22 protein-coding genes are annotated in these 24,903 nt (G+C 71.4%); 17 read left to right on the top strand and 5 right to left on the bottom strand.

Going from position 1 to position 24,903, the window contains the following annotated elements; genetic code table 11:
• From ACSDG8_RS15495 to ACSDG8_RS15430, 14 genes are all read left to right on the top strand, one after another.
• Complete coding sequence (locus ACSDG8_RS15495) at nt 1-681, top strand: NuoB/complex I 20 kDa subunit family protein (protein WP_013283602.1); 681 nt, start codon at nt 1-3, stop codon at nt 679-681.
• A complete protein-coding gene (locus tag ACSDG8_RS15490) occupies nt 678-1,412 on the top strand; it encodes an NADH-quinone oxidoreductase subunit C (protein ID WP_210892758.1) in 735 nt (244 codons plus the stop codon). Before ACSDG8_RS15495 ends, ACSDG8_RS15490 begins: the two co-directional genes overlap by 4 nt.
• A complete protein-coding gene (locus tag ACSDG8_RS15485) occupies nt 1,409-2,734 on the top strand; it encodes an NADH-quinone oxidoreductase subunit D (protein ID WP_210892760.1) in 1,326 nt (441 codons plus the stop codon). The genes ACSDG8_RS15490 and ACSDG8_RS15485 overlap by 4 nt, the downstream gene beginning before the upstream one ends.
• A complete protein-coding gene (nuoE, locus tag ACSDG8_RS15480) occupies nt 2,731-3,846 on the top strand; it encodes an NADH-quinone oxidoreductase subunit NuoE (protein WP_210892762.1) in 1,116 nt (371 codons plus the stop codon). The genes ACSDG8_RS15485 and nuoE overlap by 4 nt, the downstream gene beginning before the upstream one ends.
• Nucleotides 3,843-5,159, top strand: coding sequence for an NADH-quinone oxidoreductase subunit NuoF (nuoF, locus tag ACSDG8_RS15475; protein WP_116503472.1), 1,317 nt, complete (start codon nt 3,843-3,845; stop codon nt 5,157-5,159). Before nuoE ends, nuoF begins: the two co-directional genes overlap by 4 nt.
• Complete coding sequence (locus ACSDG8_RS15470; RefSeq protein ID WP_439428020.1) at nt 5,159-7,666, top strand: NADH-quinone oxidoreductase subunit G; 2,508 nt, start codon at nt 5,159-5,161, stop codon at nt 7,664-7,666. The genes nuoF and ACSDG8_RS15470 overlap by 1 nt, the downstream gene beginning before the upstream one ends.
• 61 nt (nt 7,667-7,727) lie before the next feature.
• A complete protein-coding gene (gene nuoH / locus ACSDG8_RS15465; RefSeq protein ID WP_210892766.1) occupies nt 7,728-9,080 on the top strand; it encodes an NADH-quinone oxidoreductase subunit NuoH in 1,353 nt (450 codons plus the stop codon).
• A gap of 1 nt (nt 9,081) precedes the next feature.
• Nucleotides 9,082-9,726, top strand: a complete 645-nt coding sequence (gene nuoI / locus ACSDG8_RS15460; protein ID WP_073826325.1) for an NADH-quinone oxidoreductase subunit NuoI — start codon at nt 9,082-9,084, stop codon at nt 9,724-9,726.
• Entirely contained in the window at nt 9,723-10,493 is a 771-nt protein-coding gene (locus tag ACSDG8_RS15455) for an NADH-quinone oxidoreductase subunit J (RefSeq protein WP_210892768.1), read from the top strand. The genes nuoI and ACSDG8_RS15455 overlap by 4 nt, the downstream gene beginning before the upstream one ends.
• Before the next feature lie 55 nt (nt 10,494-10,548).
• Nucleotides 10,549-10,848 carry an NADH-quinone oxidoreductase subunit NuoK gene (nuoK, locus tag ACSDG8_RS15450; RefSeq protein ID WP_013283611.1) on the top strand — a complete coding sequence of 100 codons (300 nt, stop codon included), beginning with the start codon at nt 10,549-10,551 and terminating at the stop codon, nt 10,846-10,848.
• A 7-nt stretch (nt 10,849-10,855) separates the two neighbouring features.
• Complete coding sequence (gene nuoL / locus ACSDG8_RS15445) at nt 10,856-12,817, top strand: NADH-quinone oxidoreductase subunit L (RefSeq protein WP_073826318.1); 1,962 nt, start codon at nt 10,856-10,858, stop codon at nt 12,815-12,817.
• A 64-nt stretch (nt 12,818-12,881) separates the two neighbouring features.
• The gene (locus tag ACSDG8_RS15440) at nt 12,882-14,414 is read left to right on the top strand and encodes an NADH-quinone oxidoreductase subunit M (protein ID WP_210892770.1); all 1,533 of its coding nucleotides are present in this window, start codon (nt 12,882-12,884) and stop codon (nt 14,412-14,414) included.
• Nucleotides 14,411-15,964, top strand: coding sequence for an NADH-quinone oxidoreductase subunit NuoN (gene nuoN, locus ACSDG8_RS15435; RefSeq protein ID WP_210892772.1), 1,554 nt, complete (start codon nt 14,411-14,413; stop codon nt 15,962-15,964). The genes ACSDG8_RS15440 and nuoN overlap by 4 nt, the downstream gene beginning before the upstream one ends.
• A gap of 89 nt (nt 15,965-16,053) precedes the next feature.
• Nucleotides 16,054-17,094 carry a polyprenyl synthetase family protein gene (locus tag ACSDG8_RS15430; protein WP_210892774.1) on the top strand — a complete coding sequence of 347 codons (1,041 nt, stop codon included), beginning with the start codon at nt 16,054-16,056 and terminating at the stop codon, nt 17,092-17,094.
• Between the two features lie 38 nt (nt 17,095-17,132).
• Here the strand turns inward: ACSDG8_RS15430 and ACSDG8_RS15425 are convergent, their stop codons facing one another.
• Entirely contained in the window at nt 17,133-18,323 is a 1,191-nt protein-coding gene (locus ACSDG8_RS15425; protein WP_210892776.1) for an MFS transporter, read from the bottom strand.
• Nucleotides 18,324-18,476: 153 nt separating this feature from the next.
• On the opposite strand from ACSDG8_RS15425, the gene ACSDG8_RS15420 reads away from it, so the two are divergent.
• Nucleotides 18,477-19,259, top strand: coding sequence for an IclR family transcriptional regulator (locus ACSDG8_RS15420; protein WP_073826302.1), 783 nt, complete (start codon nt 18,477-18,479; stop codon nt 19,257-19,259).
• A 68-nt stretch (nt 19,260-19,327) separates the two neighbouring features.
• Here ACSDG8_RS15420 and ACSDG8_RS15415 read toward each other — a convergent pair whose 3' ends face one another.
• A complete protein-coding gene (locus ACSDG8_RS15415) occupies nt 19,328-21,454 on the bottom strand; it encodes a PhoX family protein (protein ID WP_210892777.1) in 2,127 nt (708 codons plus the stop codon).
• A gap of 245 nt (nt 21,455-21,699) precedes the next feature.
• Between ACSDG8_RS15415 and ACSDG8_RS15410 the strand changes: the two genes are divergently transcribed.
• Nucleotides 21,700-22,194 (top strand): sigma-70 family RNA polymerase sigma factor, encoded by a 495-nt coding sequence (locus ACSDG8_RS15410; protein ID WP_247678243.1) that lies wholly within the window; start codon nt 21,700-21,702, stop codon nt 22,192-22,194.
• Nucleotides 22,191-22,880 (top strand): anti-sigma factor family protein, encoded by a 690-nt coding sequence (locus ACSDG8_RS15405; RefSeq protein ID WP_210892779.1) that lies wholly within the window; start codon nt 22,191-22,193, stop codon nt 22,878-22,880. Before ACSDG8_RS15410 ends, ACSDG8_RS15405 begins: the two co-directional genes overlap by 4 nt.
• A 97-nt stretch (nt 22,881-22,977) precedes the next feature.
• On the opposite strand, the gene rarD is transcribed toward ACSDG8_RS15405, so the two are convergent.
• The 3 genes from rarD to ACSDG8_RS15390 form a co-directional block, all read right to left on the bottom strand.
• Nucleotides 22,978-23,904: an EamA family transporter RarD gene (gene rarD / locus ACSDG8_RS15400; protein WP_210892781.1), complete on the bottom strand. Its 927-nt coding sequence runs from the start codon at nt 23,902-23,904 to the stop codon at nt 22,978-22,980.
• Nucleotides 23,901-24,389: a GNAT family N-acetyltransferase gene (locus ACSDG8_RS15395; protein ID WP_210892783.1), complete on the bottom strand. Its 489-nt coding sequence runs from the start codon at nt 24,387-24,389 to the stop codon at nt 23,901-23,903. The genes rarD and ACSDG8_RS15395 overlap by 4 nt, the downstream gene beginning before the upstream one ends.
• 104 nt (nt 24,390-24,493) lie before the next feature.
• Entirely contained in the window at nt 24,494-24,880 is a 387-nt protein-coding gene (locus ACSDG8_RS15390; RefSeq protein WP_210892785.1) for a phage holin family protein, read from the bottom strand.
• Nucleotides 24,881-24,903 lie beyond the last annotated feature (23 nt).

The following is a 24,903-nucleotide window of genomic DNA, read 5'->3' as shown; positions in this document are numbered from 1 at the left end:
ATGGGCATCGAGGAGAAACTCCCCTCCGGCGTCCTGCTCACCAGCGTCGAGAAGCTGGTCAACTGGACGCGGAAGACCTCGGTCTGGGGTGCCACGTTCGGTCTGGCCTGCTGCGCCATCGAGATGATGGCGGCGGGCGGCCCGCACTACGACATGGGCCGCTGGGGCATGGAGGTCTTCCGCGCCTCGCCGCGCCAGGCCGACCTGATGATCGTGGCCGGCCGGGTGAGCCAGAAGATGGCCCCGGTGCTGCGCCAGATCTACGACCAGATGGCCGAGCCCCGCTGGGTCATCTCGATGGGCGTCTGCGCCAGCAGCGGCGGCATGTTCAACAACTACGCCATCGTGCAGGGCGTCGACCACGTCGTCCCGGTCGACATGTACCTCCCCGGCTGCCCGCCCCGGCCGGAGATGCTCATCGACGCCGTGCTCAAGCTGCGCGAGAAGATCATGCACGAGCCGCTGGGCCCGAACGGCCGCAAGATGCTGGAGGCCCGCCAGGCGCGCGGTGACGTGCCGGTCGTGCCGTACGGCTCGATGCCCTCGTCGTACCGCAGCGACAAGGCCCGGCGTGCCGAGTGGACGAAGGCCGTCCGCGAGGGGCGCGAGGAGCAGCTGCGGATCGAGAACTGGATGAAGGCGCAGAACCACCTTCAGGCGTCGCATAGGGGCCCGAAATGACCGCACCGAACGACAAGAACAACGACGGCGGGGTGCCGGTACCGACCACCCCGGCCGGTGCCAGCTCCACCGCCCCGGCCGAGTACCCGCCGGCCAGCCCGGCCGGCCGGGGGATGTTCGGCAACCAGGGCACCGGTGACGTCTCCGGCTACGGCGGGCTGGTCCGCCAGCGCAAGCCGATCGAGGAGGCGACCCGCCCGTACGGCAGCTACTTCGACGAGGTGCGGGACGCGCTGGAAGAGGCGTACCCGGACTTCGGCGACGCGATCGAGAAGGTCGTGGTCGACCGGGGCGAGCTGACGCTGCACGTGCGCCCGGAGCGCATCGCCGAGGTCTGCCAGATGATGCGCGACGACCTCGCGCTGCGCTTCGAGCTGCTCTCCTCGCTGTCCGGCGTGGACTACCTGGGCGCGGAACGGCGCCTGCACGTGGTCTACCAGCTGACCTCGATGACCTACCGCCGCATCGTCCGGCTGGAGGTGGCGGTCTCCGCCGAGCAGCCGCACGTGCCGAGTGTCACCGCCGTCTACCCGACCGCCGACTGGCAGGAGCGGGAGGCGTACGACATGTTCGGCGTCGTCTTCGACGGTCACCCCGCCCTGACCCGGATCCTCATGCCGGACGACTGGGAGGGCCACCCGCAGCGCAAGGACTACCCGCTCGGCGGCGTACCGGTCGAGTACAAGGGTGCGGAGATCCCGCCGCCGGACCGTAGGAGGTCGTACCAGTGACCACGTCGAACTACGCGACCGAGCGTGAGACCACCGAGGGCAAGGTCTTCACCGTCACCGGCGGGGACTGGGACGAGGTCGTCTCCGGCGCGGACCCGATCAACGACGAGCGGATCATCGTCAACATGGGTCCGCAGCACCCGTCCACCCACGGCGTGCTCCGGCTGGTCCTGGAGCTGGAGGGCGAGACGGTCCGCGAGGCCCGCTCGGTCGTCGGCTACCTGCACACCGGCATCGAGAAGAACCTGGAGTACCGCAACTGGGTCCAGGGCTCGACGTTCGTGACCCGGATGGACTACCTCTCCCCGCTGTTCAACGAGACGGCGTACGCGCTCGCGGTGGAGAAGCTGCTCGGGATCACCGACGACATCACCGAGCGGGCGAACACCATCCGCGTGCTGATGATGGAGCTCAACCGGATCTCGTCGCACCTGGTCTGGCTGGCGACCACCGCCATGGAGCTGGGCGCGATCAACATGATGCTGTACGGCTTCCGCGAGCGGGAGTACGTCCTCGACATCTTCGAGACCATCACCGGCCTGCGGATGAACCACGCGTACGTGCGGCCGGGCGGCGTGGCGCAGGACGTGCCGGACGACGCGATCCGCAAGATCCGCGACTTCCTCACGCTGATGCCGAAGCGGCTCAAGGAGTACGAGAACCTGCTCTCCGGTCAGCCGATCTGGCTGGAGCGCACGCAGAACGTCGCGGTTCTCGACGTGACCGGCTGCATGGCGCTCGGCGTCACCGGCCCGGTGCTGCGCTCCGCCGGCCTCGCCTGGGACCTGCGCAAGACCATGCCGTACTGCGGCTACGAGACGTACGAGTTCGACGTGCCGACCCACACCGACGGTGACGTGTGGGGCCGCTACCTGGTCCGCGTCGCGGAGATCCGGGAGTCGCTGAAGCTCGTCGAGCAGGCGCTGGACCGCCTGAAGCCGGGCCCGGTGATGGTCTCCGACAAGAAGATCGCCTGGCCGGCGCAGCTCGCCATCGGTGTCGACGGCATGGGCAACTCCCTGGAGCACGTCGCGAAGATCATGGGTCAGTCGATGGAGTCGCTGATCCACCACTTCAAGCTCGTCACCGAGGGTTTCCGGGTTCCGCCGGGCCAGGTGTACGTCGCCATCGAGTCGCCCCGCGGCGAGCTGGGCGTGCACGCGGTGTCCGACGGCGGCACCCGGCCCTACCGGGTGCACTACCGGGAGCCGAGCTTCGTCAACCTCCAGGCCCTCCCGGCGATGGCCGAGGGCGGCCTGATCGCCGACGTGATCGCCGGCGGCGCCTCGCTGGACCCCGTGATGGGTGGTTGTGACCGATGAGCACGTTCACTGAAGAGACCCGGCTCCGGGCGCGGGAGATCATCGCCCGGTACCCGGCCGACCGGTCGCGCTCGGCGCTGCTGCCGCTGCTGCACCTGGTCCAGTCCGAGGAGGGGTACGTCTCCCCGGCCGGTGTCGAGTTCTGCGCCGAGGTGCTCGGGCTGAACAAGGCCCAGGTCGGCGCCGTCGCCACCTTCTACACCATGTACAAGCGCAAGCCCACCGGTGACTACCTGGTCAGCGTCTGCACCAACACCATGTGCGACGTGCTGGGCGGGCAGAAGGTCTACGACGCCCTGGCCGAGCACCTCGGCGTCGGGCACGAGGAGACCACCGCCGACGGGAAGATCACCCTGGAGCACGCCGAGTGCCTGGCGGCGTGCGACTACGGCCCCGTCATGACCGTCAACTACGACTTCTTCGACAACGTGGAGCCGCAGGGCGCGCTCGACGTGGTCGAGGAGCTGCGGGCCGGCGGCCGGCCGATGCCCACCCGGGGCGCGCGCCTGTGCACGCTCAAGGAGATGGCGGTCCAGCTCGCCGGTTTCGCCGACGAGCGCGACGGCGCGGTGGCCGACGGCGGGCCGGGCGAGCCGAGCCTGCGCGGCCTGCGCCTGGCCGAGCAGCACGGCGTCTCGGTGCCGGGCTTCGACCCGAAGACCCCGATCCGCAGCAAGGCCGAGGCCGACCGGGCCGCCGCCGAGGCGAAGGCGAAGGCCGAGGCCGCGAAGCCGGCCCCCGCGCCCGAGCCGGCCAAGGCCGCCGAGCCGGCCAAGCCGGAGGCGGCCACCGGCAGCACCGCGCCGGACGTGAAGGCGCCGGACGCCAAGTCGCCGCAGGTGCGTACCGCCGAGACCCGGCAGCCGGACGCGGCCACCGCCGTACCGGACTCGCCGGGCACCAAGGTCCCGGTGGACGGCCCGGCTCCGGTGCCCCGCGACGCGCAGGCGGCGGAGGCGGCCGGCACGGCGGCGAACCCGCCGGCCGGCGACGGCAAGCCCGCCGGCGACGCGGCCGGCGCGCAGGAGCGCAACCTCAAGGAAGCGGAGGCCGGTACGGGCGTGGACGGCGCCGACCCGGCGGACGCCAACGGATCGGGGGTCCGGAAGTGACCACTCCTCGGCCGGAGACGCTGGCCAAGCTCACGCCGGTGCTCACGAAGCGCTGGCTGTCGCCGGACGCCTGGCGGCTCGGCACCTACGAGAAGCTGGACGGCTACGCCGCCCTGCGCAAGGCGCTCAAGGCGCACCCGGACGACCTGATCCAGCTGGTCAAGGACTCCGGGCTGCGCGGCCGTGGCGGCGCGGGCTTCCCGACCGGCCTGAAGTGGGGCTTCATCCCGCAGGGCGACGGCAAGCCGCACTACCTGGTGGTGAACGCCGACGAGGGCGAGCCGGGCACCTGCAAGGACCTGCCGCTGATGACCTACGACCCGCACTCGCTGGTCGAGGGCGTCATCATCGCCTCGTACGCGATCCGGGCCAACCGGGCGTACATCTACATCCGGGGTGAGGCCGTGCACGCCGCCCGGCGGCTGCGCAACGCGGTCCAGGAGGCGTACGCCAAGGGTTACCTCGGCCGGAACATCCTCGGCTCCGGGTTCGACCTGGACCTGGTGGTGCACTCCGGCGCCGGCGCGTACATCTGCGGTGAGGAGACCGCGTTGCTGGACTCGCTGGAGGGCTTCCGCGGCCAGCCCCGGCTGCGCCCGCCGTTCCCGGCGACCCACGGCCTGTACGCCAGCCCGACCGTGGTCAACAACGTCGGCACCATCGCCAGCGTGCCGTACATCGTGCTCGGTGGCGCGGACTGGTGGAAGACGATGGGCACGGAGAAGTCGTCCGGCCCGATGATCTACTCGCTGTCCGGCCGGATCGCGAACCCGGGCCAGTACGAGTGCTCGATGGGCATCACGCTGCGCGAGCTGATCGAGCTGGCCGGCGGGATGCAGCCCGGGCACGACCTGAAGTTCTGGACCCCGGGCGGCTCGTCGACGCCGCTGCTGACCGCCGAGCACCTGGACGTGCCGCTGGACTTCGAGGGGGTGGCGGGGGCCGGCTCGATCCTGGGCACCACCGCCACGCAGATCTTCTCCGACCAGGACTGCCCGGTGTACGCGACCTACCGGTGGCTGGAGTTCTACCACCACGAGTCGTGCGGCAAGTGCACCCCGTGCCGGGAGGGCAACTACTGGATGGTCCGGGTCTACCGGCGCATCCTGGCCGGCCAGGGCACCCACGAGGACCTGGACACCCTGCTCGACACCTGCGACAACATCCTCGGCCGCTCGTTCTGCGGCCTGGGTGACGGCGCGACCAGCTCGGTCACCTCGTCGCTGAAGTACTTCAAGCAGGACTACCTCGACTACATCGAGGGACGTACCGCTCCGAAGCTGTCGGAGAAGACCCTGGTAGGGGCGCACTGATGACCGACGTAGCCAAGCAGACCGAGACCGTCACGCTGACCATCGACGGTGTCGAGGTCACCGCCCCCAAGGGGGCGCTGCTGATCCGGGTCGCCGAGCAGCTGGGCACCGAGATCCCCCGCTTCTGCGACCACCCGCTGCTGGCCCCGGCCGGCGCCTGCCGGCAGTGCCTGGTGGAGGTGGAGGGCCAGCGCAAGCCGGTCGCCTCCTGCACCCAGACCGTCGCCGACGGCATGGTGGTGCGGACCCAGCTCACCTCCCCGGTCGCCAAGAAGGCCCAGGAGGGGGTGATGGAGCTGCTGCTCCTCAACCACCCCCTGGACTGCCCGATGTGCGACAAGGGCGGCGAGTGCCCGCTGCAGAACCAGGCGATGTCCACCGGCCGGACGGACTCGCGGTTCCACGAGCACAAGCGGGAGTACCCGAAGCCGCTGCCGATCAGCACCCAGGTGCTGCTCGACCGCGAGCGGTGCGTGCTCTGCCAGCGCTGCACCCGGTTCTCCGAGGAGATCGCCGGGGACAAGTTCATCGACCTGATGGGACGCTCCTCGCACGAGGAGATCAACATCTACCGGGACGAGGAGTACGGCGAGGACGGCGACGCCGGTGACGTCCCGTTCAACTCCTACTTCTCCGGCAACACCGTGCAGATCTGCCCGGTGGGCGCGCTGACCGGCACGCAGTACCGGTTCCGGGCCCGCCCGTTCGACCTGGTCTCCACGCCGAGCGTCTGCGAGCACTGCTCGGCCGGTTGCGCGCAGCGCACCGACTGGCGGCGCGGCAAGGTGCTGCGCCGGCTGGCCGGCGACGACCCGGCGGTGAACGAGGAGTGGAACTGCGACAAGGGCCGCTGGGGCTTCCAGTACGCCCGCGCGTTCGACCGGATCAGCACCCCGATGGTGCGCGACGAGAAGACCGGTGAGCTGCGCGAGGCGTCCTGGAGCGAGGCGCTGACCCGGGCCGCCGAGGGGCTGCGCGAGGCCCGTGACGGCGCGACCGGCACGGCGGTGCTGACCGGCGGCCGGCTCACCGTCGAGGACGCCTACGCGTACGCGAAGTTCGCCCGCATCGCGCTGCACACCAACGACATCGACTTCCGGGCCCGCCCGGTCTCCCGCGAGGAGGCCGACTTCCTGGCCAGCAGCGTCGCCGGGGTCACCGACGTGACCTACACCGACGTGGAGAACGCGCCCGCTGTGGTGCTGGTCGGCCTGGAGCCGGAGGAGGAGTGCCCGATCCTCTTCCTGCGGCTGCGCAAGGCGTACCTGAAGAAGAAGCTCACGGTGTACGCGATCGCGCCGTTCGCGACGCGCGGCCTGGAGAAGCTCGGGGCGAAGCTCGCCCGGGTGGTGCCGGGCGAGGAGGCCGGCGTGCTGGCCGAGCACGCCACAGTGGCCGAGGCGCTGGGGAAGCCCGGCGCGATCCTGATCGTCGGCGAGCGGCTGGCCGAGGTGCCGGGCGGGCTGTCGGCGGCGGCGGACGTCGCCCGGCGTACCGGTGCCCGGCTGGTCTGGGTGCCGCGGCGCGCGGGTGACCGCGGCGCTGTCGACGCGGGCTGCCTGCCCAACCTGCTCCCCGGCGGTCGTGTGGTCACCGAGCCGGCCGCCCGCGCGGAGCTGGGCGAGGCGTGGGACATCCCGGCCGGGGTGATCCCGAGCCAGGCCGGCCGCGACACCGACGGCATCCTCACCGCCGCCGCGAACGGTCAGCTCGGCGCCCTTGTGGTGGCCGGTGTCGACCCGGCCGACCTGGCCGACCCGCGTCTGGCCGAGACGGCCCTGGACGCGGTGCCGTTCCTGGTCAGCCTGGAACTGCGGATGAGCGCGGTGTCGCGCCGGGCCGACGTGGTCCTGCCGGTCGCGCCGGTGGTCGAGAAGGCCGGCAGCTTCCTGGACTGGGAGGGCCGGCTGCGCACGTTCGAGAAGGTGCTGGACACCGGCGCGATGACCGACGCCCGGATCCTCGACGCGATCGCCGCGCAGCTCGACGTGCGGCTGGGCACCGGCGACGTGCCGAGCATCCGCCGCGAGCTGGGCGCGCTGCCGCGTACCCGGGTCGAGCGGCCGTCGGCGCCCTCGGTCGAGCCGGCCGCCGTCCGGCAGCCTGGCGCGGGCGAGGCCGTGCTGTCCACCTGGCACCAGCTCATCGACCTGGGCAGCCTCACCGACGGCGACGAGCACCTCGCCGGCACCGCCCGCCCGCCGGTGGTCCGGCTGGGCAAGGGCACCGCCGAGTCCCTCGGTGTGGCCGACGGCGACGCGGTCACCGTCGGCACCGACCGGGGCGCTCTCACGCTGCCGGCGGCGATCACCGAGATGCCGGACGGCGTCGTCTGGCTGCCGACCAACTCGCCCGGCTCCACCGTGCGGCGCAGCCTCGGCGCGACGTCCGGTTCGCTGGTGAAGGTCTCCGTCGGCGCCGGCGGTGCGGCCGTCCCGGCGGGACGGGTCGCGGCGGACGCCGCGGACCGGCCGGGCCCGCTGCTGAACACGGGGAGTGCACAGTGAGCGCGCGCAGGCAACGAGCGGAGCGAGTACGCCTCGCGGTCGCGAACGAAAGGTCGGTGCAGTGAATCTCTACCTCGCGGCGCAGGACCCGACGCTTGCCGACTTCGGCAAGGACCCGTGGTGGCTGGTCCTCGGCAAGATCCTCTTCGCGTTCGTCGTCGCCGTGGCGGCCACGCTGCTGGGCGTCTGGTTCGAGCGCCGGGTCGTGGGCCGGATGGCGGTGCGGCCCGGCCCCAACCAGGCCGGCCCGTTCGGCCTGCTCCAGACGCTCGCCGACGGCGTGAAGCTGGCCTTCAAGGAGGACATCCTCCCGCGCAAGGCCGACAAGGTCGTCTACTTCTTCGCCCCGGTGATCTCCGTGGTCTGCGCGGTCACGGCGCTGTCGGTGATCCCGTTCGGGCCGATGGTGAGCATCTTCGGGCACCGCACGCCGCTGCAGGTCACCGACGTGTCGGTGGCGGTGCTGGTGGTGCTGGCCTTCTCCTCGCTGGCCGTGTACGGCATCGTGCTCGGCGGCTGGGCCAGCGGCTCCACGTACCCGCTGCTCGGTGGTCTGCGCTCCGCGGCCCAGCTGGTGTCCTACGAGGTCACCATGGGCCTGAGCGTGGTCGCGGTCTTCATGACCGCCGGCACCATGTCGACCAGCGGGATCGTCGCCGCGCAGGGCGACGGCACCCGGCTGAGCATCGGCGGCTTCGAGCTCGCCGCGCCCGGCTGGTACGCGATCCTGCTGCTGCCCAGCTTCATCATGTTCTTCATCGCCATCGTCGGTGAGACCAACCGGGCGCCGTTCGACCTGCCCGAGGCGGAGTCGGAGCTGGTGGCCGGCTTCCAGACCGAGTACAGCTCGCTGAAGTTCGCGCTGTTCATGCTCAGCGAGTACGTCGCGATGGTGACGATGTCGGCGTTCACCGTGACCCTCTTCCTCGGCGGCTGGCACGCGCCGTGGCCGATCACGATCTGGTCGGGCGCCAACGAGGGCTGGTGGCCGATGCTGTGGTTCTTCGGCAAGGTCATCCTGCTGGTCTTCGTCTTCGTCTGGCTGCGTGGCACGCTGCCCCGGCTCCGCTACGACCAGTTCATGCGCTTCGGCTGGAAGGTGCTGCTGCCGCTGAACCTGGTCTGGATCATGGTGCTCGCCGGGCTGCGCTCGATCGAGGACTGGCAGGCCCGGGACCGGCTGCTCGTCACCGCCGTCGGCGCGGGCGTGCTGCTGCTGGTCACGCTCTTCTGGCCGAGCCGGAAGAAGGAGCTGAAGCCGTCGCCCCAGGAGGCGGCGGACAGCCGGCCGTACGGCAGCTTCCCGCTGCCGCCGATGGATCTTCAGGTTCCGCCGAGCCCGCGTACCAAGCGCGTGCTCGCCGAGCGGGAGCCGGCCAACGTCGTCGCCGGCCCGGACTCCAGGGAGGTGTGACGTGGGCGCGATCACCGGAACGTTCAAGGGCTTCGGTGTCACCTTCTCGCACATGTTCAAGAAGGTCGTCACCACCGACTACCCGTTCAAGCCGCCGGTCTCGGCGCCGCGCTACCACGGGCGGCACATCCTCAACCGGCACCCGGACGGGCTGGAGAAGTGCATCGGCTGCGAGCTGTGCGCCTGGGCCTGCCCGGCCGACGCGATCTACGTGGAGGGTGGCGACAACACCGAGGAGCAGCGCTTCTCCCCGGGTGAGCGGTACGCCAGCATCTACCAGATCAACTACGCCCGGTGCATCTTCTGCGGACTCTGCATCGAGGCCTGCCCGACCCGTTCGCTCACCATGAGCAACGAGTACGAGCTGGCCCGGGACAACCGGCAGGACCTGATCTTCACGAAGGAGCAGCTGCTCGCACCGCTGCTCGAGGGCATGGAGCAGCCGCCGCACCCGATGCGGCTGGGCGACAGCGAGAAGGACTACTACGTCGGCGCGCTGACCAACCCGGGCACCTCGGCCGGCGCCGAGCGCTCGCCGATGGGCCCCGGCCGGTACCAGGTGGAGGAGCACCCCGGCGTGACCTTCCCCGGCGCCGAGCAGGCCGAGCAGCGGTCCGCCGCGGCGGGCAAGGGAGGCAAGGCATGACCTCGGCAACGGTGCTCGCCGCTGCGGGCCAGGTGTCCGGGGGTGAGGAGGTCACCTTCTGGATCCTCGCCCCGCTGGCCCTGCTCGGGGCGGTCGGCATGGTGTGGGCCCGCAACGCGGTGCACTCCGCGCTGTGGCTCGTGCTGACCATGCTCTGTCTGGGCGTGTTCTACGTGCTCCAGGCCGGGCCGTTCATCGGCATGGTGCAGGTCATCGTCTACACCGGCGCGATCATGATGCTGTTCCTGTTCGTGCTGATGCTCGTCGGCCGGGACGCGTCGGACTCGCTCATCGAGACGCTGCGCGGCCAGCGGATCGCCGCCGTCGTCCTCGGGCTCGGCTTCGCCGGCCTGGTGGGCAGCGGCCTGTACCGCGCGCTCGACGGCGTGCGGCCGGCCGGGCTCGACGAGGCGAACGCCGAGGGCAACGTGCAGGGCATCGCCCGGCTGCTGTTCACCAAGTACGTCTTCGCCTTCGAGCTGACCTCGGCGCTGCTGATCACCGCCGCGGTGGGCGCGATGGTGCTGGCGCACGTCGAGCGGCGCAAGGCGGACCGGATGGACCAGATCGCCACCATGAAGGCGCGGTTCCGTCCCGGCAACTACCCCGGCCCGAAGCCCGGCCCGGGTGTCTACGCCACCTCCTCCTCGGTGGCCACCCCGGCCCGCCTGCCCGACGGCCGGCTGACCGAGCGCAGCATCCCGGAGATCCTGCCGGTGCGTGAGCTGACGGCCGAGGAGACCGCACTGAAGGGGACGGATCGGTGAGCGCGAGGAGTGCAGCGGAGCGGAGCCCCGCAGTCGCGAACGAAAGGCCGGCACAGTGACCCCGGACTACTACCTGATCCTCGCGGCGGTGCTGTTCACCATCGGCGCCGTCGGCGTGCTGGTCCGGCGCAACGCGATCGTGCTGTTCATGTGCATCGAGCTGATGCTCAACGCGGCCAACCTGACCCTGGTCACGTTCAGCCGGATCAACGGCGACCTGAACGGCCAGATCATGGCGTTCTTCGTGATGGTGGTCGCGGCGGCCGAGGTCGTGGTCGGTCTCGCGATCATCATGGCGATCTTCCGTACCCGGCGCTCGGCGAGCGTCGACGACGCCAACCTGCTGAAGTACTGAGGGGCTCGTGGTGGAACAGATTCTGACGATCGCCCAGTCTGAGCCAGCCGAGGCCGTCACCTTCGCCACGGCGGACGGGATGCTGGGCTCGGTCTGGCTGCTGGTGGCGATCCCGCTGGTCAGCGCGGCGATCCTGCTGCTGCTGGGCAAGCGGGCGGACCGCTGGGGCCACTGGCTAGGCGTGGGCGCCATCGGCGCCGCCTTCCTGCTCGGGCTCACCTACTTCTTCCAGCTTCGCGGCCTGGAGAACAAGCAGGTCGAGCTGAGCCTGTGGGACTTCATGGTGGTCGGCGACCTGAAGGTGGACTTCGGTCTGCTCTTCGACCCGCTGGCCGCGGTCTTCGTCCTGCTGATCACCGGGGTGGGCTTCCTGATCCACCTCTACGCCGTGGAGTACATGGCGCATGACGAGGGCCGGCGGCTGTTCTTCGCCTACTTCAACCTGTTCGTCGCCGCGATGCTGTTGCTGGTGCTCGGCAACAACTACGTGATGCTCTACTTCGGCTGGGAGGGCGTCGGTCTGGCGTCGTACCTGCTGATCTCCTTCTGGTACGGCCGGCCCAGCGCCGCCACCGCCGGCAAGAAGGCGTTCCTGATGAACCGGGTCGGCGACGCCGGCCTGGCCATCGGCATCTTCATCATGTTCGCCATGCTCGGCACCACCCAGTACGACGAGGTGTTCAACGGGGTCGGCTCGCTGACCTCGACCACGGTGCTGGTGCTCGGCCTGCTCCTGCTGCTCGGCGCGGCCGGCAAGTCCGGCCAGTTCCCGCTCCAGGCGTGGTTGCCGGACGCGATGGAGGGCCCGACCCCGGTCTCCGCGCTCATCCACGCGGCCACCATGGTCACCGCGGGCGTCTACCTGATCGCCCGCTCCAACGCGATCTTCTCGGCCAACGAGACGCTCCAGCTCGTGGTGGTCAGCGTCGGCGCGCTCACCCTGCTGATGGGCTGCATCATCGGCGCGGCCAAGGACGACATCAAGCGCGTGCTGGCCTGGTCGACGGTGAGCCAGATCGGCTACATGTTCCTCGGCGTCGGTCTCGGCGGCGGCGCGTACGCGCTCGCCATCGTGCACCTGCTGGCGCACGGCTTCTTCAAGGCCAACATGTTCCTCGGCGCCGGCTCGGTCATGCACGGCATGAACGACCAGGTCGACATCCGCCGCTTCGGCGGACTGTCGAAGTACATGAAGGTCACCTGGCTGACGTTCATGATGGGCTGGCTCGCCATCATCGGCATGTTCCCGTTCTCCGGCTACTTCTCCAAGGAGCCGATCATCGTGGCCGCGTTCGAGCGGGAGGGCTGGACGGCCTGGCTGTTCGGCCTGGCCGCGCTGCTCGGCGCCGGGCTCACCGCGTTCTACATGACGCGGCTGTTCGTGCTCACGTTCCACGGCCCGAAGCGCTGGACCGAGGACATCGAGCACCCGCACGAGTCGCCGAAGCTGATGACGATCCCGCTGATCCTGCTGGCGATCGGCTCGGTCGGCGCGGGCTTCCTGCTCGCCACCTCCGTGCCGGACTGGCTCACCGCCACCAACGGGCTCGCCGCCGAGAGCGGGGAGCACGCACCGGTGCTGGCGCACTGGCTGCTCACCGCGCTGTCGCTGCTGATCACGGTGCTGGGCGCCGGGCTGGCCTGGTTCCTGTTCCGCGGCGGCACGGCCACCGAGCCGCAGCCGGCCGGCGTGGTGGTCACCGCCGCGCGCCGGAACCTCTACACGGACGCCTTCAACGAGGCGGTCTTCGAGAAGCCGGGCATCTTCCTCACCCGGGCGCTCGTGTTCCTCGACAACCGGGGCGTCGACGGGCTGGTCAACGGCCTGGCCGCCGCCGTGGGCGGGGGCTCGGGCCGGCTCCGGCGGCTCCAGACCGGCTTCGTGCGGTCGTACGCGACCTCGATCCTGACCGGCGCGCTGCTCGTGGTCGCGGCGTTCCTGGCCGTGCAGGCGGGGTGGCTGGCGTGATCGACCTCAACGCGGCCGCCCCCGCCGGCGGGCCACGCAGTCACGACGGAGGTAAGGCCGAATAATGTCCAACTTCCCGTTCCTCTCGGTGCTGACCGTGGCGCCGCTGGTCGGCGCCCTGGTGGTGGCACTGCTGCCCCGCAGCCGCCCGGACCTGGCCAAGATGGTGGCGTTCGGCTGGTCGCTGCTGGTGCTGGTGCTCTCGGTGGTGATGTGGTTCGCCTTCTCCGCCGGTGGTGACCGGTTCCAGTTCCGCGAGTCGTACCCGTGGATCCCGAACTGGGGCGTGAACTTCACCTTCGAGGTGGACGGCATCGCGCTGGTCATGCTGATGCTGATCGCGATCCTGGTGCCGCTGGTGATCTTGGCGTCCTGGCACGACGCCGAGGCGTCGAAGCGCTCGGTGCCCGCCTACTTCGCGCTGCTGCTCGTCCTCGAATGCACGATGATCGGCGTCTTCGCCGCCGCCGACGTCTTCCTGTTCTACGTGTTCTTCGAGGTCATGCTGGTGCCGATGTACTTCCTGATCGGCAGCTACGGCGGCCACCAGCGGCAGTACGCGGCGGTCAAGTTCTTCCTCTACTCGCTGGTCGGCGGTCTGTTCATGCTGGCCGCGGTGATCGGCCTCTGGGTGGTCGGCGGGAAGACCTTCGACTGGCAGGCGCTGAGCCAGGCGGAGTTCGCCACCGATACGGCCCGCTGGCTGTTCCTCGGCTTCTTCGTCGCCTTCGCGATCAAGGCGCCGTTCTTCCCGTTCCACACCTGGCTGCCGGACGCCGGTGGCGCGGCTCCGGCCGGCGCCGCCGCGCTGCTGGTCGGCGTGCTGGACAAGGTCGGCACGTTCGGCATCCTGCGCTACTGCCTGCCGCTGTTCCCGGAGGCGTCGCGGTGGTTCGCGCCGTGGGCGCTGGCGCTCGGCGTGATCGGCATCATCTACGCCGCGCTGCTGGCGGTCGGCCAGAACGACCTGAAGCGGCTGGTGTCGTACACCTCGATCGCGCACTTCGGGTTCATCGGCGTCGGCATCTTCGCGTTCACCACCCAGGCCGGCACCGGCGCGGTGCTCTACATGCTCAACCACGGTCTGGCCACCGGCCTGCTGTTCCTGGTGGTCGGCATGCTGATCGCCCGGCGCGGCTCGGCGCTGATCAGCGACTTCGGCGGCGCGGGCAAGCTGGTGCCGGTGCTGGCCGGCGTGCTCTTCTTCGCCGGTCTGGCCTCGCTGGCGCTGCCCGGCACCGCGCCGTTCGTCTCCGAGTTCCTGGTGCTGATCGGCACGTTCACCGTCAACAAGCCGGTCGCGGTGATCGCCACGCTCGGCATCATCCTGGCGGCGGCGTACGTGCTGTGGATGGTGCAGCGCACCACGCAGGGCACGCTGAACCCGGCGCTGACCGAGGTCGAGGGCATGCGCCGGGACCTCACGCTGCGCGAGAAGGTCGTCGTCGCGCCGCTGATCGCGCTGATCGTGCTGCTCGGCTTCTACCCGAAGCCGGTCACCGATGTCATCAACCCCGCCGTCCAGGCGACCATGCAGGACGTCGGCAAGTCCGATCCCGCCCCTGAGGTCGGCAGCGTCCAGGAGGCCGCGAAGTGAGTGAACTGAGGCTGCCGTCGATCGACTACGCGGCGCTCGCTCCAATCCTGATCATGCTGGGCGCGGCCCTGGTCGGGATCCTGGTCGAGGCGTTCGTGCCGCGTCGCCTGCGCAACGCGGTGCAGCTCGGGCTCGCCCTGGTGGCGATGCTCGCGGCGATCGTGATGGTGATCCTGAACGCGGACGTCCGGCTGATCACCATCGGCGGGGCCATCGCGGTCGACGGGCCGACGCTGTTCCTCCAGGGCGCCATTCTGGTCCTGGCCGTGATGGCGCTGCTGCTCGTCGGCGAGCGCACTGTGGAGCGGGGCGGCGCGTTCGTGGCGAACGCCGCGGTCACCGCCGAGTCGGCGGAGGACCGCCGGCAGGCCGAGGGCGTCGGTGGCGCCACCGAGGTCTACCCGCTGATGTCGTTCGCGATCGCCGGCATGCTGATCTTCGTGGCGGCGAACGACCTGCTGACCATGTTCATCGCGCTGGAGGTCTTCTCGCTGCCGCTCTACCTGCTCTGCGCGCTGGCCCGCCGCCGGCGTCTGCTGAGCCAGGAGGCCGCGCTGAAGTACTTCATGCTCGGCGCGTACGCCTCGGCGTTCTTCCTGTTCGGTGTCGCCCTGATCTACGGTTTCACCTCCGGCATCCCGGGCCGTGGGGCCGGCGTCGACTTCGCCACCGTGCACGCCGCGGTCACCGAGTCCCCGTCCAGCCCGGTGCTGCTGTTCGCCGGCATGGCGCTGCTCAGCATCGGCCTGCTGTTCAAGGCCGCCGCCGCGCCGTTCCACGTCTGGACGCCGGACGTCTACCAGGGTGCTCCGACCCCGGTGACCGGCTTCATGGCCGCCTGCACCAAGGTCGCCGCGTTCGGCGCGCTGCTGCGCGTCTTCCACGTCGCGTTCGCCGGGGCCTCCTGGGACTTCACTCCGGTGCTCGGCGCGGTGGCGGTGCTGACCATGCTGGTGGGCGCGGTGCTCGCGGTCACCCAGACGGACATCAAGCGCCTGCTGGCGTACTCGTCGATCGCGAACGCCGGCTACCTGCTGGTCGGTGTGCTGGCGCCGAGCCGCGAAGGGCTCTCCGGCACGATGTTCTACCTGGCCGCGTACGGCTTCTCGGTGCTCGCCGCGTTCGCCGTGGTGACGCTGGTGCGCGACAGCAACGGGGAGGCCACCCACCTGTCCCGCTGGGCCGGGCTGGGCCGCCGCTCGCCGTTCTTCGCGGCGATCTTCACGTTCATCCTGCTGGCCTTCGCCGGTATCCCGCTCACCAGCGGTTTCACCAGCAAGTTCGCGGTCTTCGGCCCGGCCCTGGAGGCCAACCAGGCATGGCTGGTGATCGCCGGTGTGCTGACCAGCATGGTGCTGGCGTTCCCGTACCTGCGGGTCGTGGTGATGATGTGGCTCTCCGAGCCGGGCGAGGCCACGCCGACGGTGACCGTGCCGGGCGCGCTCACCTCGGCGGCGCTGGTCATCGGCGTGCTGGCCACGCTGGTGCTCGGCGTGGTCCCGGGTCCGCTGCTCGACCTGACCACCGGTGCCGCCGAATTCGTCAGATGACCGAGGTGTTCCCACCGGGGGCCGGTACGCCGTGGCGTGCCGGCCCTCGGCCCGTATCCCCCTCGACGAGCAGGTCGAACGGGTGTGGCATGGTTGAGGACGTGGCGAATCCGGCTGGCGAGCGTTCAGGTCAGTTCGGCGCGCTCGGCCTGCACCTCGCGGACCCGCGCGTCGAAGCCTCAGTGCTGGGCGTGCTCGACCGGGTCGAGGCCGAGCTGCGGGCCGGCGTCGCCAGCGCGGACCCGCTGGTGACCGAGGCGGCGCGCCATCTGGTCGAGGCCGGCGGCAAGCGGTTCCGCCCGCTGCTGGTGGCGCTGAGCGCCCAGTTCGGCGACCCGGAGGCCGCGCAGGTCGTCCCGGCCGCTGTGGTGATGGAGCTCACCCACCTGGCGACGCTCTACCACGACGACGTGATGGACGAGGCCGCCGTGCGGCGGGGCGCGCCGAGCGCCAACTCCCGCTGGACCAATTCGGTGGCCATCCTGGTCGGCGACTACCTCTTCGCCCGGGCCGCGGACATCGCCGCCGACCTGGGCACGGAGGCGGTACGCCTGCAGGCGCGCACGTTCGCGCGGCTGGTGCACGGCCAGATCGCCGAGACGGTCGGCCCGCGCGACGACGACCCGGTCGCGCACTACCTGCACGTGATCGCCGAGAAGACCGGTTCGCTGATCGCCACGTCGGCCCGCTTCGGCGGCATGTTCGGCGGCGCGTCGCCCGAGCACATCGAGGCGCTCGCCGCGTACGGCGAGATCATCGGCGTCGCGTTCCAGCTCTCCGACGACCTGCTGGACATCTCCAGCGAGTCGATCCAGTCCGGCAAGACGCCCGGCACCGACCTGCGCGAGGGCGTGCCGACCCTGCCGGTGCTCTACGCGCTGGCCTCCGACGACGCGGACGCGGCGAGCGTACGGCTGCGGGAGATCCTGGCCACCGGCCCGCTGGTGGACGACGCGCTGCACGCCGAGGCGCTCGGCCTGCTGCGAGAATCCCCGGCGCTCAAGCGCGCCCGGGAGACGGTGCGCAGCTACGCCGAGGACGCCCGTGCGCGGTTGGCCCCGCTGCCCGAGGGCCCGGCGCGCCGCGCGCTGGAATCCCTCTGCGACTACATCGCCGACCGCACCAGCTGACCACCCCCGCACCACCTCCGCCCCCAGGGTGAGGGCGGTCAGGGGAGCGTGGGGGTGGAGCGGAGCAGGCGGGCGCCCAGCAGCATCAGCACGGCGGCCAGGAGCATGGCTGCCGCCGCCGTCAGCCACATCGCCGGGTAACCGGCCGCGCCGGCCAGCGCGCCCAGGCCGAGCGGTCCCAGGCAGCCGCCCGCGTACACGCCGGTCTGGGTGATCGAGGTCGCCGCAGCCGGCGCCTGCGGGTGCAGCCGGACCACCGCGAAGTTCATCAGCCCCGGCCAGGCCCAGCCGAGCCCAAAGCCGAGCACCACGCCGGCGACCAGCGGCGCCGGGCCGGCCACCGCGAGCAGGATCAGGCCGACCGAGCCGGTCAGCAGCATCCCCGCGATCAGCCCGACGTGCCCGCCGGCGCGCCGGTCGGCGAGCCAGCCGACGCCCACCCGGGCGAACACGCACACCGCGCTGCCGAGCGTCAGGGTCAGGCCGGCCAGGCCGGGGGAGAGGCCCCGCGCCGCCGCCGAGTCGACCAGGAACGTGCCCAGCGCGTTCGCCGCGGCCGCCGCCAGCGTCGCGGCCAGCCCGATCACCACCAGGGGCCCGGTGCCGCCGTAGCGGCCTCCGGAGGCGGCCCGGGCGTGCCGGTCCCGCCCGGTCCGGGGTACGGCCGGCAGCGCGGCCAGCGCCGCCCCGGCGGCCACCACGAAGGCCCAGCGCCAGCCGGCGGTGAGCGCGACGGTGGGGACCGCCACGCCGGCCAGCAGCGTCGCGACCGGGACGGCGGCCTGCTTCACGCCGAACGAGAGCCCCTGCCGGTGGGCCGGCACGTGCTCGGCGAGCGCCGCGTTGCTGGCGAGCTGCCCGAGCGCGTTGGCGGCGGCGCTGAGCGCCAGCAGCGTCACCAGCATCGGGTACGACCGGGCCAGCCCGGCCACGGCGAGCAGGGAGGCGGCGGAGAGCAGGATGCCGGCGCGGGCGACGGTGGCGGGGCCGTACCGCTCGACAAGGGCCCCGGAGGGCACCGAGGCGAGCGCGCTCACGCCGAAGTAGACCGAGACGGCCAGGCCGAGGCCGGCCGGGCTGAACCGGAGTTCGTCACCGAGCTGCACGGCGAGACCGCCGACGAGGAACACGGGCAGAACGCACACGATCGTGGTGACGGTGGCGCCGGCGCCCGCCCGGACCGCCCGCCGGGTCGACGCGGGCGCGCCTTGCGAAACTGTTTCAGTCATTGCGAGCACACCCTACGCCCGCACGTTTTGGCTGCTCATCGTGTCCGTCGACCTACCGTCTGTGTCCGGTGATCTGGCATCCTCCATCCGAACAGGCATTTCGCACTGGGCCGGTTTTTCATATGGTGTAAGTCCCCGGCGGCGGAGGTGGTTGTGCGCGACCCCTTGGCGGAACCTTCGGACCTGATCCGCAGCGTGTCCCGCGCGCTTCGAGTGCTCGAGTCGGTCGGCCGTGCGCCGAGAGGGCTCACCGTGAAGCAGATCGCCCGGCGTTGCGAGTTGACAGTCGCCACGACCTACCACCTCGTGCGCACCCTCGCGTACGAGGGCTACGTGATCCGCCGCGAGGACGGGACGTACATCGTGGGGTTGGAGGTGGCCGACCGCTACCGCGAGCTGGTCACCGCGTTCCGGGGGCCGCCCGCGGTCGGCGAGGCGCTGCGCCGCGCCGCGTCGGACACCGGCTGGAGCCACTACCTCGGCCGATTCATCGGCGGGCAGGTGGCGGTGACCGCCTCCGCGGAGGGACCGCGCTCGCCCTACCTGGAGGACCTCGTACCGGGCTTCGACGAGGGCGCCCACGCCACCGCGCTGGGCAAGAGCCTGCTCGCCACGCTCACCACCGAACAGCGCTTCCGCTACCTGCGCGAGTACGGTATGCGCCCGTTCACCACCGCCACCCTCACCACCGTCGAGGCGTTCGAGGCCGACCTGGCCGCCGGTGACCGGCGCGGCATGCAACTGGAACTCGGGCAGTTCCGGCAGGGCGTGGCGTGCGCGGCGGTGCTCGTCGCCCCGGACAAGGACATCGAGCGCCGGGTGGTGCTCGCGTGCGCGTTGCCGGCCGGCGAGATGATGACCTCCGCCCGGGTGGTCCGCGCGAAGCTGCTCACCGCCGCCCGGTCGATCGCCGACGGCATCGCCTCCGAGAACTAGGAAGGCCACCACCCGGCGGGGTGGTGGCCTTCAGCGGGCGGTCCGGCGCCGAACCGCCCCGAGGTGGGTCAGCTGCCGACCGGGCCGCCGTCGAGGCGCCAGGTGACCACCACGCCGGGCTTGGCGAAGTCGCCGTCCGGCCAGGTGGAGGCCGGGTTCTCCACCGACGCGCCGGTCACCTCGCCCGGGTGCTGCACGGCCACGAACACCGAGCGGTTGTCACCGGTGATGAACGGGCCGCAGGTCTCCGCGCCCAGCGGCACGGTGAGGAACTGCTTCAGGTGGCCCCGCTCCGGGCCCTCGACCGCGGTGGCGAACAGGCCGTCGTTGCTGCCCAGCGCGTTGCCGTCGGTCGAGATCCACAGGTTGCCGGTGGCGTCGAAGGCGACGTTGTCCGGGCAGGAGATCGGCGAGACCTTGGTCTTGTCGTACCCGGCGAAGTAGGTCGAGGCGTCGGCCGGGTCGCCGCAGACGATCGGCAGCGACCAGGAGAACGTCTCGGCGGTGTTGTCGCCGCGGTCCTCGACCAGCTCCAGGATCTGCCCGTGCCGGTTGCTGTTGCGCGGGTTCGCCTCGTCGGCCGGGGCCTTGCCCGCCTTGCCGCGGTCGCTGTTGTTCGTCAGCGCCACGTACACCTTGCCGGTGAGCAGGCTCGGCTCGACGTCCTCGGGGCGGTCCATCTTGGTCGCGTCGACCTTGTCCCCGGCCAGCCGGGTGAAGGTGAGCACGTCGGCGGCGGTCATGCCGTCGACGTACGAGCGGGTGCCGCTGACCAGCTTGATCCAGCGGCCCCGGCCGCCGAAGCCGCCGTCGGCCGGGAGCTTGCCGGAACCGTCGATCTCGGCGGCCGGGCTGTCCCCCTCGATCTTCGCGACGTAGAGCGTGCCGGACTCCAGCAGCGTCAGGTTGTGCCGCCGGGCCACCGAGGACTTCCCCGGCATGAACTTCTTGTCCGACACGAACTTGTAGAGGTAGTCGAAGCGCTCGTCGTCGCCCATGTACGCGACCACGCGGCCGTTGCGCGCCACGATGACGTTCGCGCCCTCGTGCTTGAACCGGCCCAGCGCGGTGTGCTTGCGCGGCTTGGACTGCGGGTCGAACGGGTCGATCTCGACGATCCAGCCGAACCGGTTCGCCTCGTTGGGGTGCTTGGCCAGGTCGAAGCGCTCGTCCGCCCGGTCCCACTTGCGGCTGCCGCTCGGGTAGCGCGCATCCGTCGGGATGCCGTAGCGGGTCAGCTTCGCCTTCTGCTCCTCGGCCACCGCGTCGCCGCCGACGAAGTACTGGTTGAAGTTCTCCTCGCCGGAAAGCACGGTGCCCCACGGCGTGACGCCACCGGCGCAGTTGTTGAGCGTGCCGACGACCGTGCGGCCCTTCGGGTCGGCGGCGGTACGCAGCCAGGCCGACCCGGCCGCCGGGCCGGTCAGCTCGAACTTCGTCGCGAGCGCCGTGACCCGGCGGTTGTACTCGCGCCGGCCGCGCCGCACCGGCTGCCACTGACCGGTGTTCTCCACCCGCTCCAGCTCGACCACTGACATGCCGTGCGCGGCCATCGCCACCCGCAGCTGCTCGACGGTGAGCGCGTCCTGACTGGTGAAGCCGGGGAACATCAGGTCCTCGTTGGTGTACTCGTGGTTCACCACGAGCAGCGCCCGCCGACGATCGATCGGCAGCACGCCGACGAAGTCGTTGTTGTAACCGAACTGCTTGGACTGGGCGGCGGCGGTCTGCCGGCCCAGGTTGAACGCGGGCGCACCGGGCACGACCTCGTCGCCCCAGCGGATCACCACCGAGTGGTCGTACCCGTTCGGCACGACAAGGGTGTCGAGCTTGTTCGGCGGGATCGGCTTGAACGTCAGCGCGCCGCTGCCGGGACGACCCGCGCCGGTGGCGGCCACCTCGCCCTCGCCGGGCACGGGCGGAGCGGCCGGCGCGGCGGTGGCCGCCGGGGCGCCGGCCAGCGCGCCCGCCGCGGCGCCGCCGAAGCCGAGCACCAGCGCGCCGACGGCGCCGGCCCGGACCACGCCGCGCCGGGAGATCTCGGTGTCGACCACGTCACCGAAGTACGGGTTGTCGGTCGGGTTGGGAACCGGGTGGTCGCAGGCGTTGCCGCACCGGTACAGACAGGTCATCGCGTCGCGGCTGCCGTGGCGGGTGCCGCCCAGCAGCGGGAGCAGGCGAGGCCGGTCGCTCATGAGGTGGAGCCTCCTGATCGGACGTGGGGAAAGGCGCACGGGCGAACGGCCCGCGCGCTCACCCGCCGGACGCTGCCAGGGCACCGTGAGCGGCGGTCGGCCCGGAGCTGAACCGGACGTGAACAGCTCCGTCGTGACCTGCGGCTGAACCGTTCGGTGCCACGGCACGTATGGAAGGGCGTACACATCGCCGGTTTCCCCGCCGCCGGAAGCGAGGTACCGCCATCAGCGACCACGACGCCCAACTGCTGCGCGCGCTGCACGACGAGCATGCCGACGCGCTGTACGCGCACGCCCTGCGGTTGGTCAACGGCGATCGGCCCCGGGCCGAGGACCTGGTGCAGGAGACGCTGCTGCGGGCCTGGCGGCACCCCGAATCGCTGGATCCGCGACGCGGCTCGGTACGCGCCTGGCTGTTCACCACCGCGCGGAACATGGCCATCGACGCCTGGCGGCGGCGCTCGGCCCGGGTCGGCGAGGTGTACACGGACGAACTGCCGGAGACCGCCGAAACTGTCGACGAGACGGAACGCGCGGTGGAGGCGTGGACCGTGGCCGAGGCGCTCAACCGGCTCAGCCCGACGCATCGAGAAGTGCTGGTCGAGTGCTTCTACCAGGGGCGTTCGGTGGCGGAGGCGGCCGCCCGGCTGGGCGTACCGCCCGGCACGGTGAAGTCGCGTACCCACTACGCGCTGCGCTCACTACGGTTGGCGCTGGCCGAGATGGGGGTGACCGGATGACACGCTGCGAGTTCGCGCACGACGACGGGGCGTACGTGCTGGGCGCCCTCGCCCCGGCGGACCGGGTCGCCTACGAGCGGCACCTGGCCGGCTGCGCGCAGTGCCGGGAGGCGGTGGCCGAGATCGCCGTGCTGCCCGGCCTGCTGGGCCGGCTCGACCCGGCCGGGCTGGAGCAGTTCCTGGAGATCGGGCCGGAGACGTCGCGGGTGCCCGCGCTGCTCGACGCCGCGCGGGAGCGCAAGCGCCGCGAGCGGTCCCGCTCCCGCCGCCAGTACGCGTTGACCGCGCTCGCCGCCGCCGCGCTAGCGGTGGTGGCCGGTGTCGGGGTGGCGCTGGTGCAGCCGCCGGCCGAGCCGTCCACGCCGCAGGTGGCGTTGACCTCCATGCGGCCGGTGGCCGGGACGGTGCCGGTGCACGCCGAGGTGGGGCTGACCGAGACGCCGTGGGGCACCGAGGTCACCATGCACTGCGGCTACGACAGGCGGGCCGGGCACCGGGAGGCGTACACGTTCCGGCTGGTCGCGCACGGCCCGGACGGCGCGACGGAGCAGATCGGCTCATGGCTCGCCGCCCCCGGCGACGACCTGCGGTTCTCCGGGGTAACCCGGTTCACCAAGGGTGAGCTGGTCCGCCTGGAACTCCTCCGAGGCAACAACGCCCCCGTCCTGGCCTACGACTTCCGCTGACCCCCCTCCGCCCTCCCCGGGCTCTCCCCGTTGATCTTGCAGTTGCGGCCCTCGGCGCGGGCGGTTCGCCCCTTTCGCCGGGGCGGTAAGTGCAAGATCAGCGGGACGGGGTGGGGGTTGGGGTGGGGGTGGTGCGGGCGGCGGAACGGGTGCGGTGGGAGTGGCGCAGGGCGTCCACGGTGAAGACCATCAGGGCCAGCCAGACCAGCGCGAAGCCGGCCAGCCGGACCGGGGGCATCGGCTCGTGGAAGATCAGCACGCCGCAGCCGAGCTGGAGGATCGGGGCGAGGTACTGCAACATGCCGACAGTGGACAGCGGCAGCCGGTTCGCCGCCCCGGCGAAGAGCAGCAGCGGGATCGCGGTGGCGGCGCCGGCGAGCACCAGCAGCGCGGTGTGCCCGGCCGACACGTGCCCGAACGTCGAGTCACCGCGCGCCGACAGCCACCCCAGGTACGCCAGGGCGGGCAGCGCCAGCACCGCCGACTCGACGAACAGCCCCTCCGTGGCGGGCAGGGCGAGGCTCTTCTTGACCAGGCCGTACCCGGCGAAGCTGAACGCCAGGGTGAGCGCCAGCCAGGGCAGCCGGCCGTAGTCCACGGTGAGCACCGCCACCGCGAACGCGCCGACGCCGAGCGCCGCCCACTGCGCCGGGCGCAGCCGCTCCCGCAGCAGGAACACGCCGAACAGCACCGACACCAGCGGGTTGATGAAGTAGCCGAGCGCCGTCTCCACCACCCGGTCGGAGTTCACGCCGTAGATGTACGTGCCCCAGTTGACGGCGATCAGCGCGGCGGCGATCCCGATGCCGGCGAGCGCCCGCGGCCGCCGGGCGAGCTTGCGCAGGAAACCGGCGTGCCGCGTCGCGGCCAGCAGCAGCGCCACGAACGCCACCGACCAGAGGATCCGGTGCGCGAGGATCTCCACCGGCCCGGCCGGGCGGAGCAGCTTGAGGTAGATCGGGAAGAAACCCCAGATCAGGTACGCGCCGACGCCGTACAGGTAGCCGAGCCGGAGCTGGTTCACCGCTCCACCGTAAGTGGTGGATCTGTCCGCTGCTCCTTATCGGTGACCGGCGTCACCCGCTGATCCAGCTCCATCCACCGATCCGGCGCGACCGGGCGGAAGCCGAGCTTCGCGTAGACCCCGTGCGCGTCGAGCGTCGCCAGCAGGATCCGGCGTACGCCCAGCTCCGCCAAGTGGTCGCGGACCGCGCCGGCCAGCCAGGTGCCCAGGCCGCGACCCCGCTCGGCCGGGTCCACGTAGACGTCGCAGAGCCAGGCGAACGTGGCCCGGTCGGTGACCACCCGGGCCACAGCGACCTGCCGCCCGTCATCGGGCCGGTAGGCGCCGAAGCCGATCGAGCCGGCGAACGAGCGCGCCACCGTCTCCCGCTCCCGCCCTCGCGCCCAGTACGCGTCACCGGCGAGCCAGGCGTGCACCCGGTCCAGGTCGATCCGGTCCGGGTCGGTGCTGATCTGGTAGCCGTCCGCGCGGGTCAGAGTGAACACCCGCCGACGCTAGCGCCGTCACCCGGGCAGCTCGCCAGCCAATTCCCTCCTGCTGGCCTGGTGGCCCCGGCCGGTCGCGTCGCGGCCGGCCGGGACCGGTGGCGTCAGTCGCGGTCGAGGACGGCGCCGAGGATCCAGGTGACGATGCCGACGAACAGCGCGCCCAGCACCGCCTCCGGCCAGAACCCGTCCACGTGGAAGGGCAGCCCGGCCTCACCGGCGATCCAGCTGGTGAGCAGGAAGAGCAGGCCGTTCACGACGATCGCGATCAGGCCGAGGGTCAGCAGGTAGAAGCCGCAACCCACGGTCTTGATGATCGGCTGGAGCACCGCGTTGACCACACCGAAGATCACCGCGACGAGCACCAGCGTGATCACGGTCTCGGCGGCCGACCCGGAGTCCAGCGAGATGCCCGGGATGAGCAGCGTGGCGAGCCAGAACGCCACTGCCGTCGAGCCCACACGAATAAGAAGACCCTTCAGGAAATCCATGGCCGGGATCGTGCCACGGACGT

Origin of the sequence: Micromonospora sp. LA-10 (assembly GCF_051853095.1) — a bacterium.
GTDB classification, from domain to species: domain Bacteria; phylum Actinomycetota; class Actinomycetes; order Mycobacteriales; family Micromonosporaceae; genus Micromonospora; species Micromonospora echinospora_A.
The sequence above is the reverse complement of the archived record's forward strand: the minus strand, read 5'-3'. Positions and strand labels throughout refer to the sequence as shown.

Bases quoted from the DNA above. Each gene is read 5' to 3' on its own strand.
- ACSDG8_RS15495 (WP_013283602.1), top strand. From the start codon at position 1: ATGGGCATCGAGGAGAAACTCCCCTCCGGCGTCCTGCTCACCAGCGTC.
- ACSDG8_RS15490 (WP_210892758.1), top strand. From the start codon at position 678: ATGACCGCACCGAACGACAAGAACAACGACGGCGGGGTGCCGGTACCG.
- nuoE (WP_210892762.1), top strand. From the start codon at position 2,731: ATGAGCACGTTCACTGAAGAGACCCGGCTCCGGGCGCGGGAGATCATC.
- ACSDG8_RS15470 (WP_439428020.1), top strand. From the start codon at position 5,159: ATGACCGACGTAGCCAAGCAGACCGAGACCGTCACGCTGACCATCGAC.
- ACSDG8_RS15455 (WP_210892768.1), top strand. From the start codon at position 9,723: ATGACCTCGGCAACGGTGCTCGCCGCTGCGGGCCAGGTGTCCGGGGGT.
- ACSDG8_RS15440 (WP_210892770.1), top strand. From the start codon at position 12,882: ATGTCCAACTTCCCGTTCCTCTCGGTGCTGACCGTGGCGCCGCTGGTC.
- ACSDG8_RS15430 (WP_210892774.1), top strand. From the start codon at position 16,054: ATGGTTGAGGACGTGGCGAATCCGGCTGGCGAGCGTTCAGGTCAGTTC.
- ACSDG8_RS15425 (WP_210892776.1), bottom strand. From the start codon at position 18,323: ATGACTGAAACAGTTTCGCAAGGCGCGCCCGCGTCGACCCGGCGGGCG.
- ACSDG8_RS15415 (WP_210892777.1), bottom strand. From the start codon at position 21,454: ATGAGCGACCGGCCTCGCCTGCTCCCGCTGCTGGGCGGCACCCGCCAC.
- ACSDG8_RS15405 (WP_210892779.1), top strand. From the start codon at position 22,191: ATGACACGCTGCGAGTTCGCGCACGACGACGGGGCGTACGTGCTGGGC.
- ACSDG8_RS15390 (WP_210892785.1), bottom strand. From the start codon at position 24,880: ATGGATTTCCTGAAGGGTCTTCTTATTCGTGTGGGCTCGACGGCAGTG.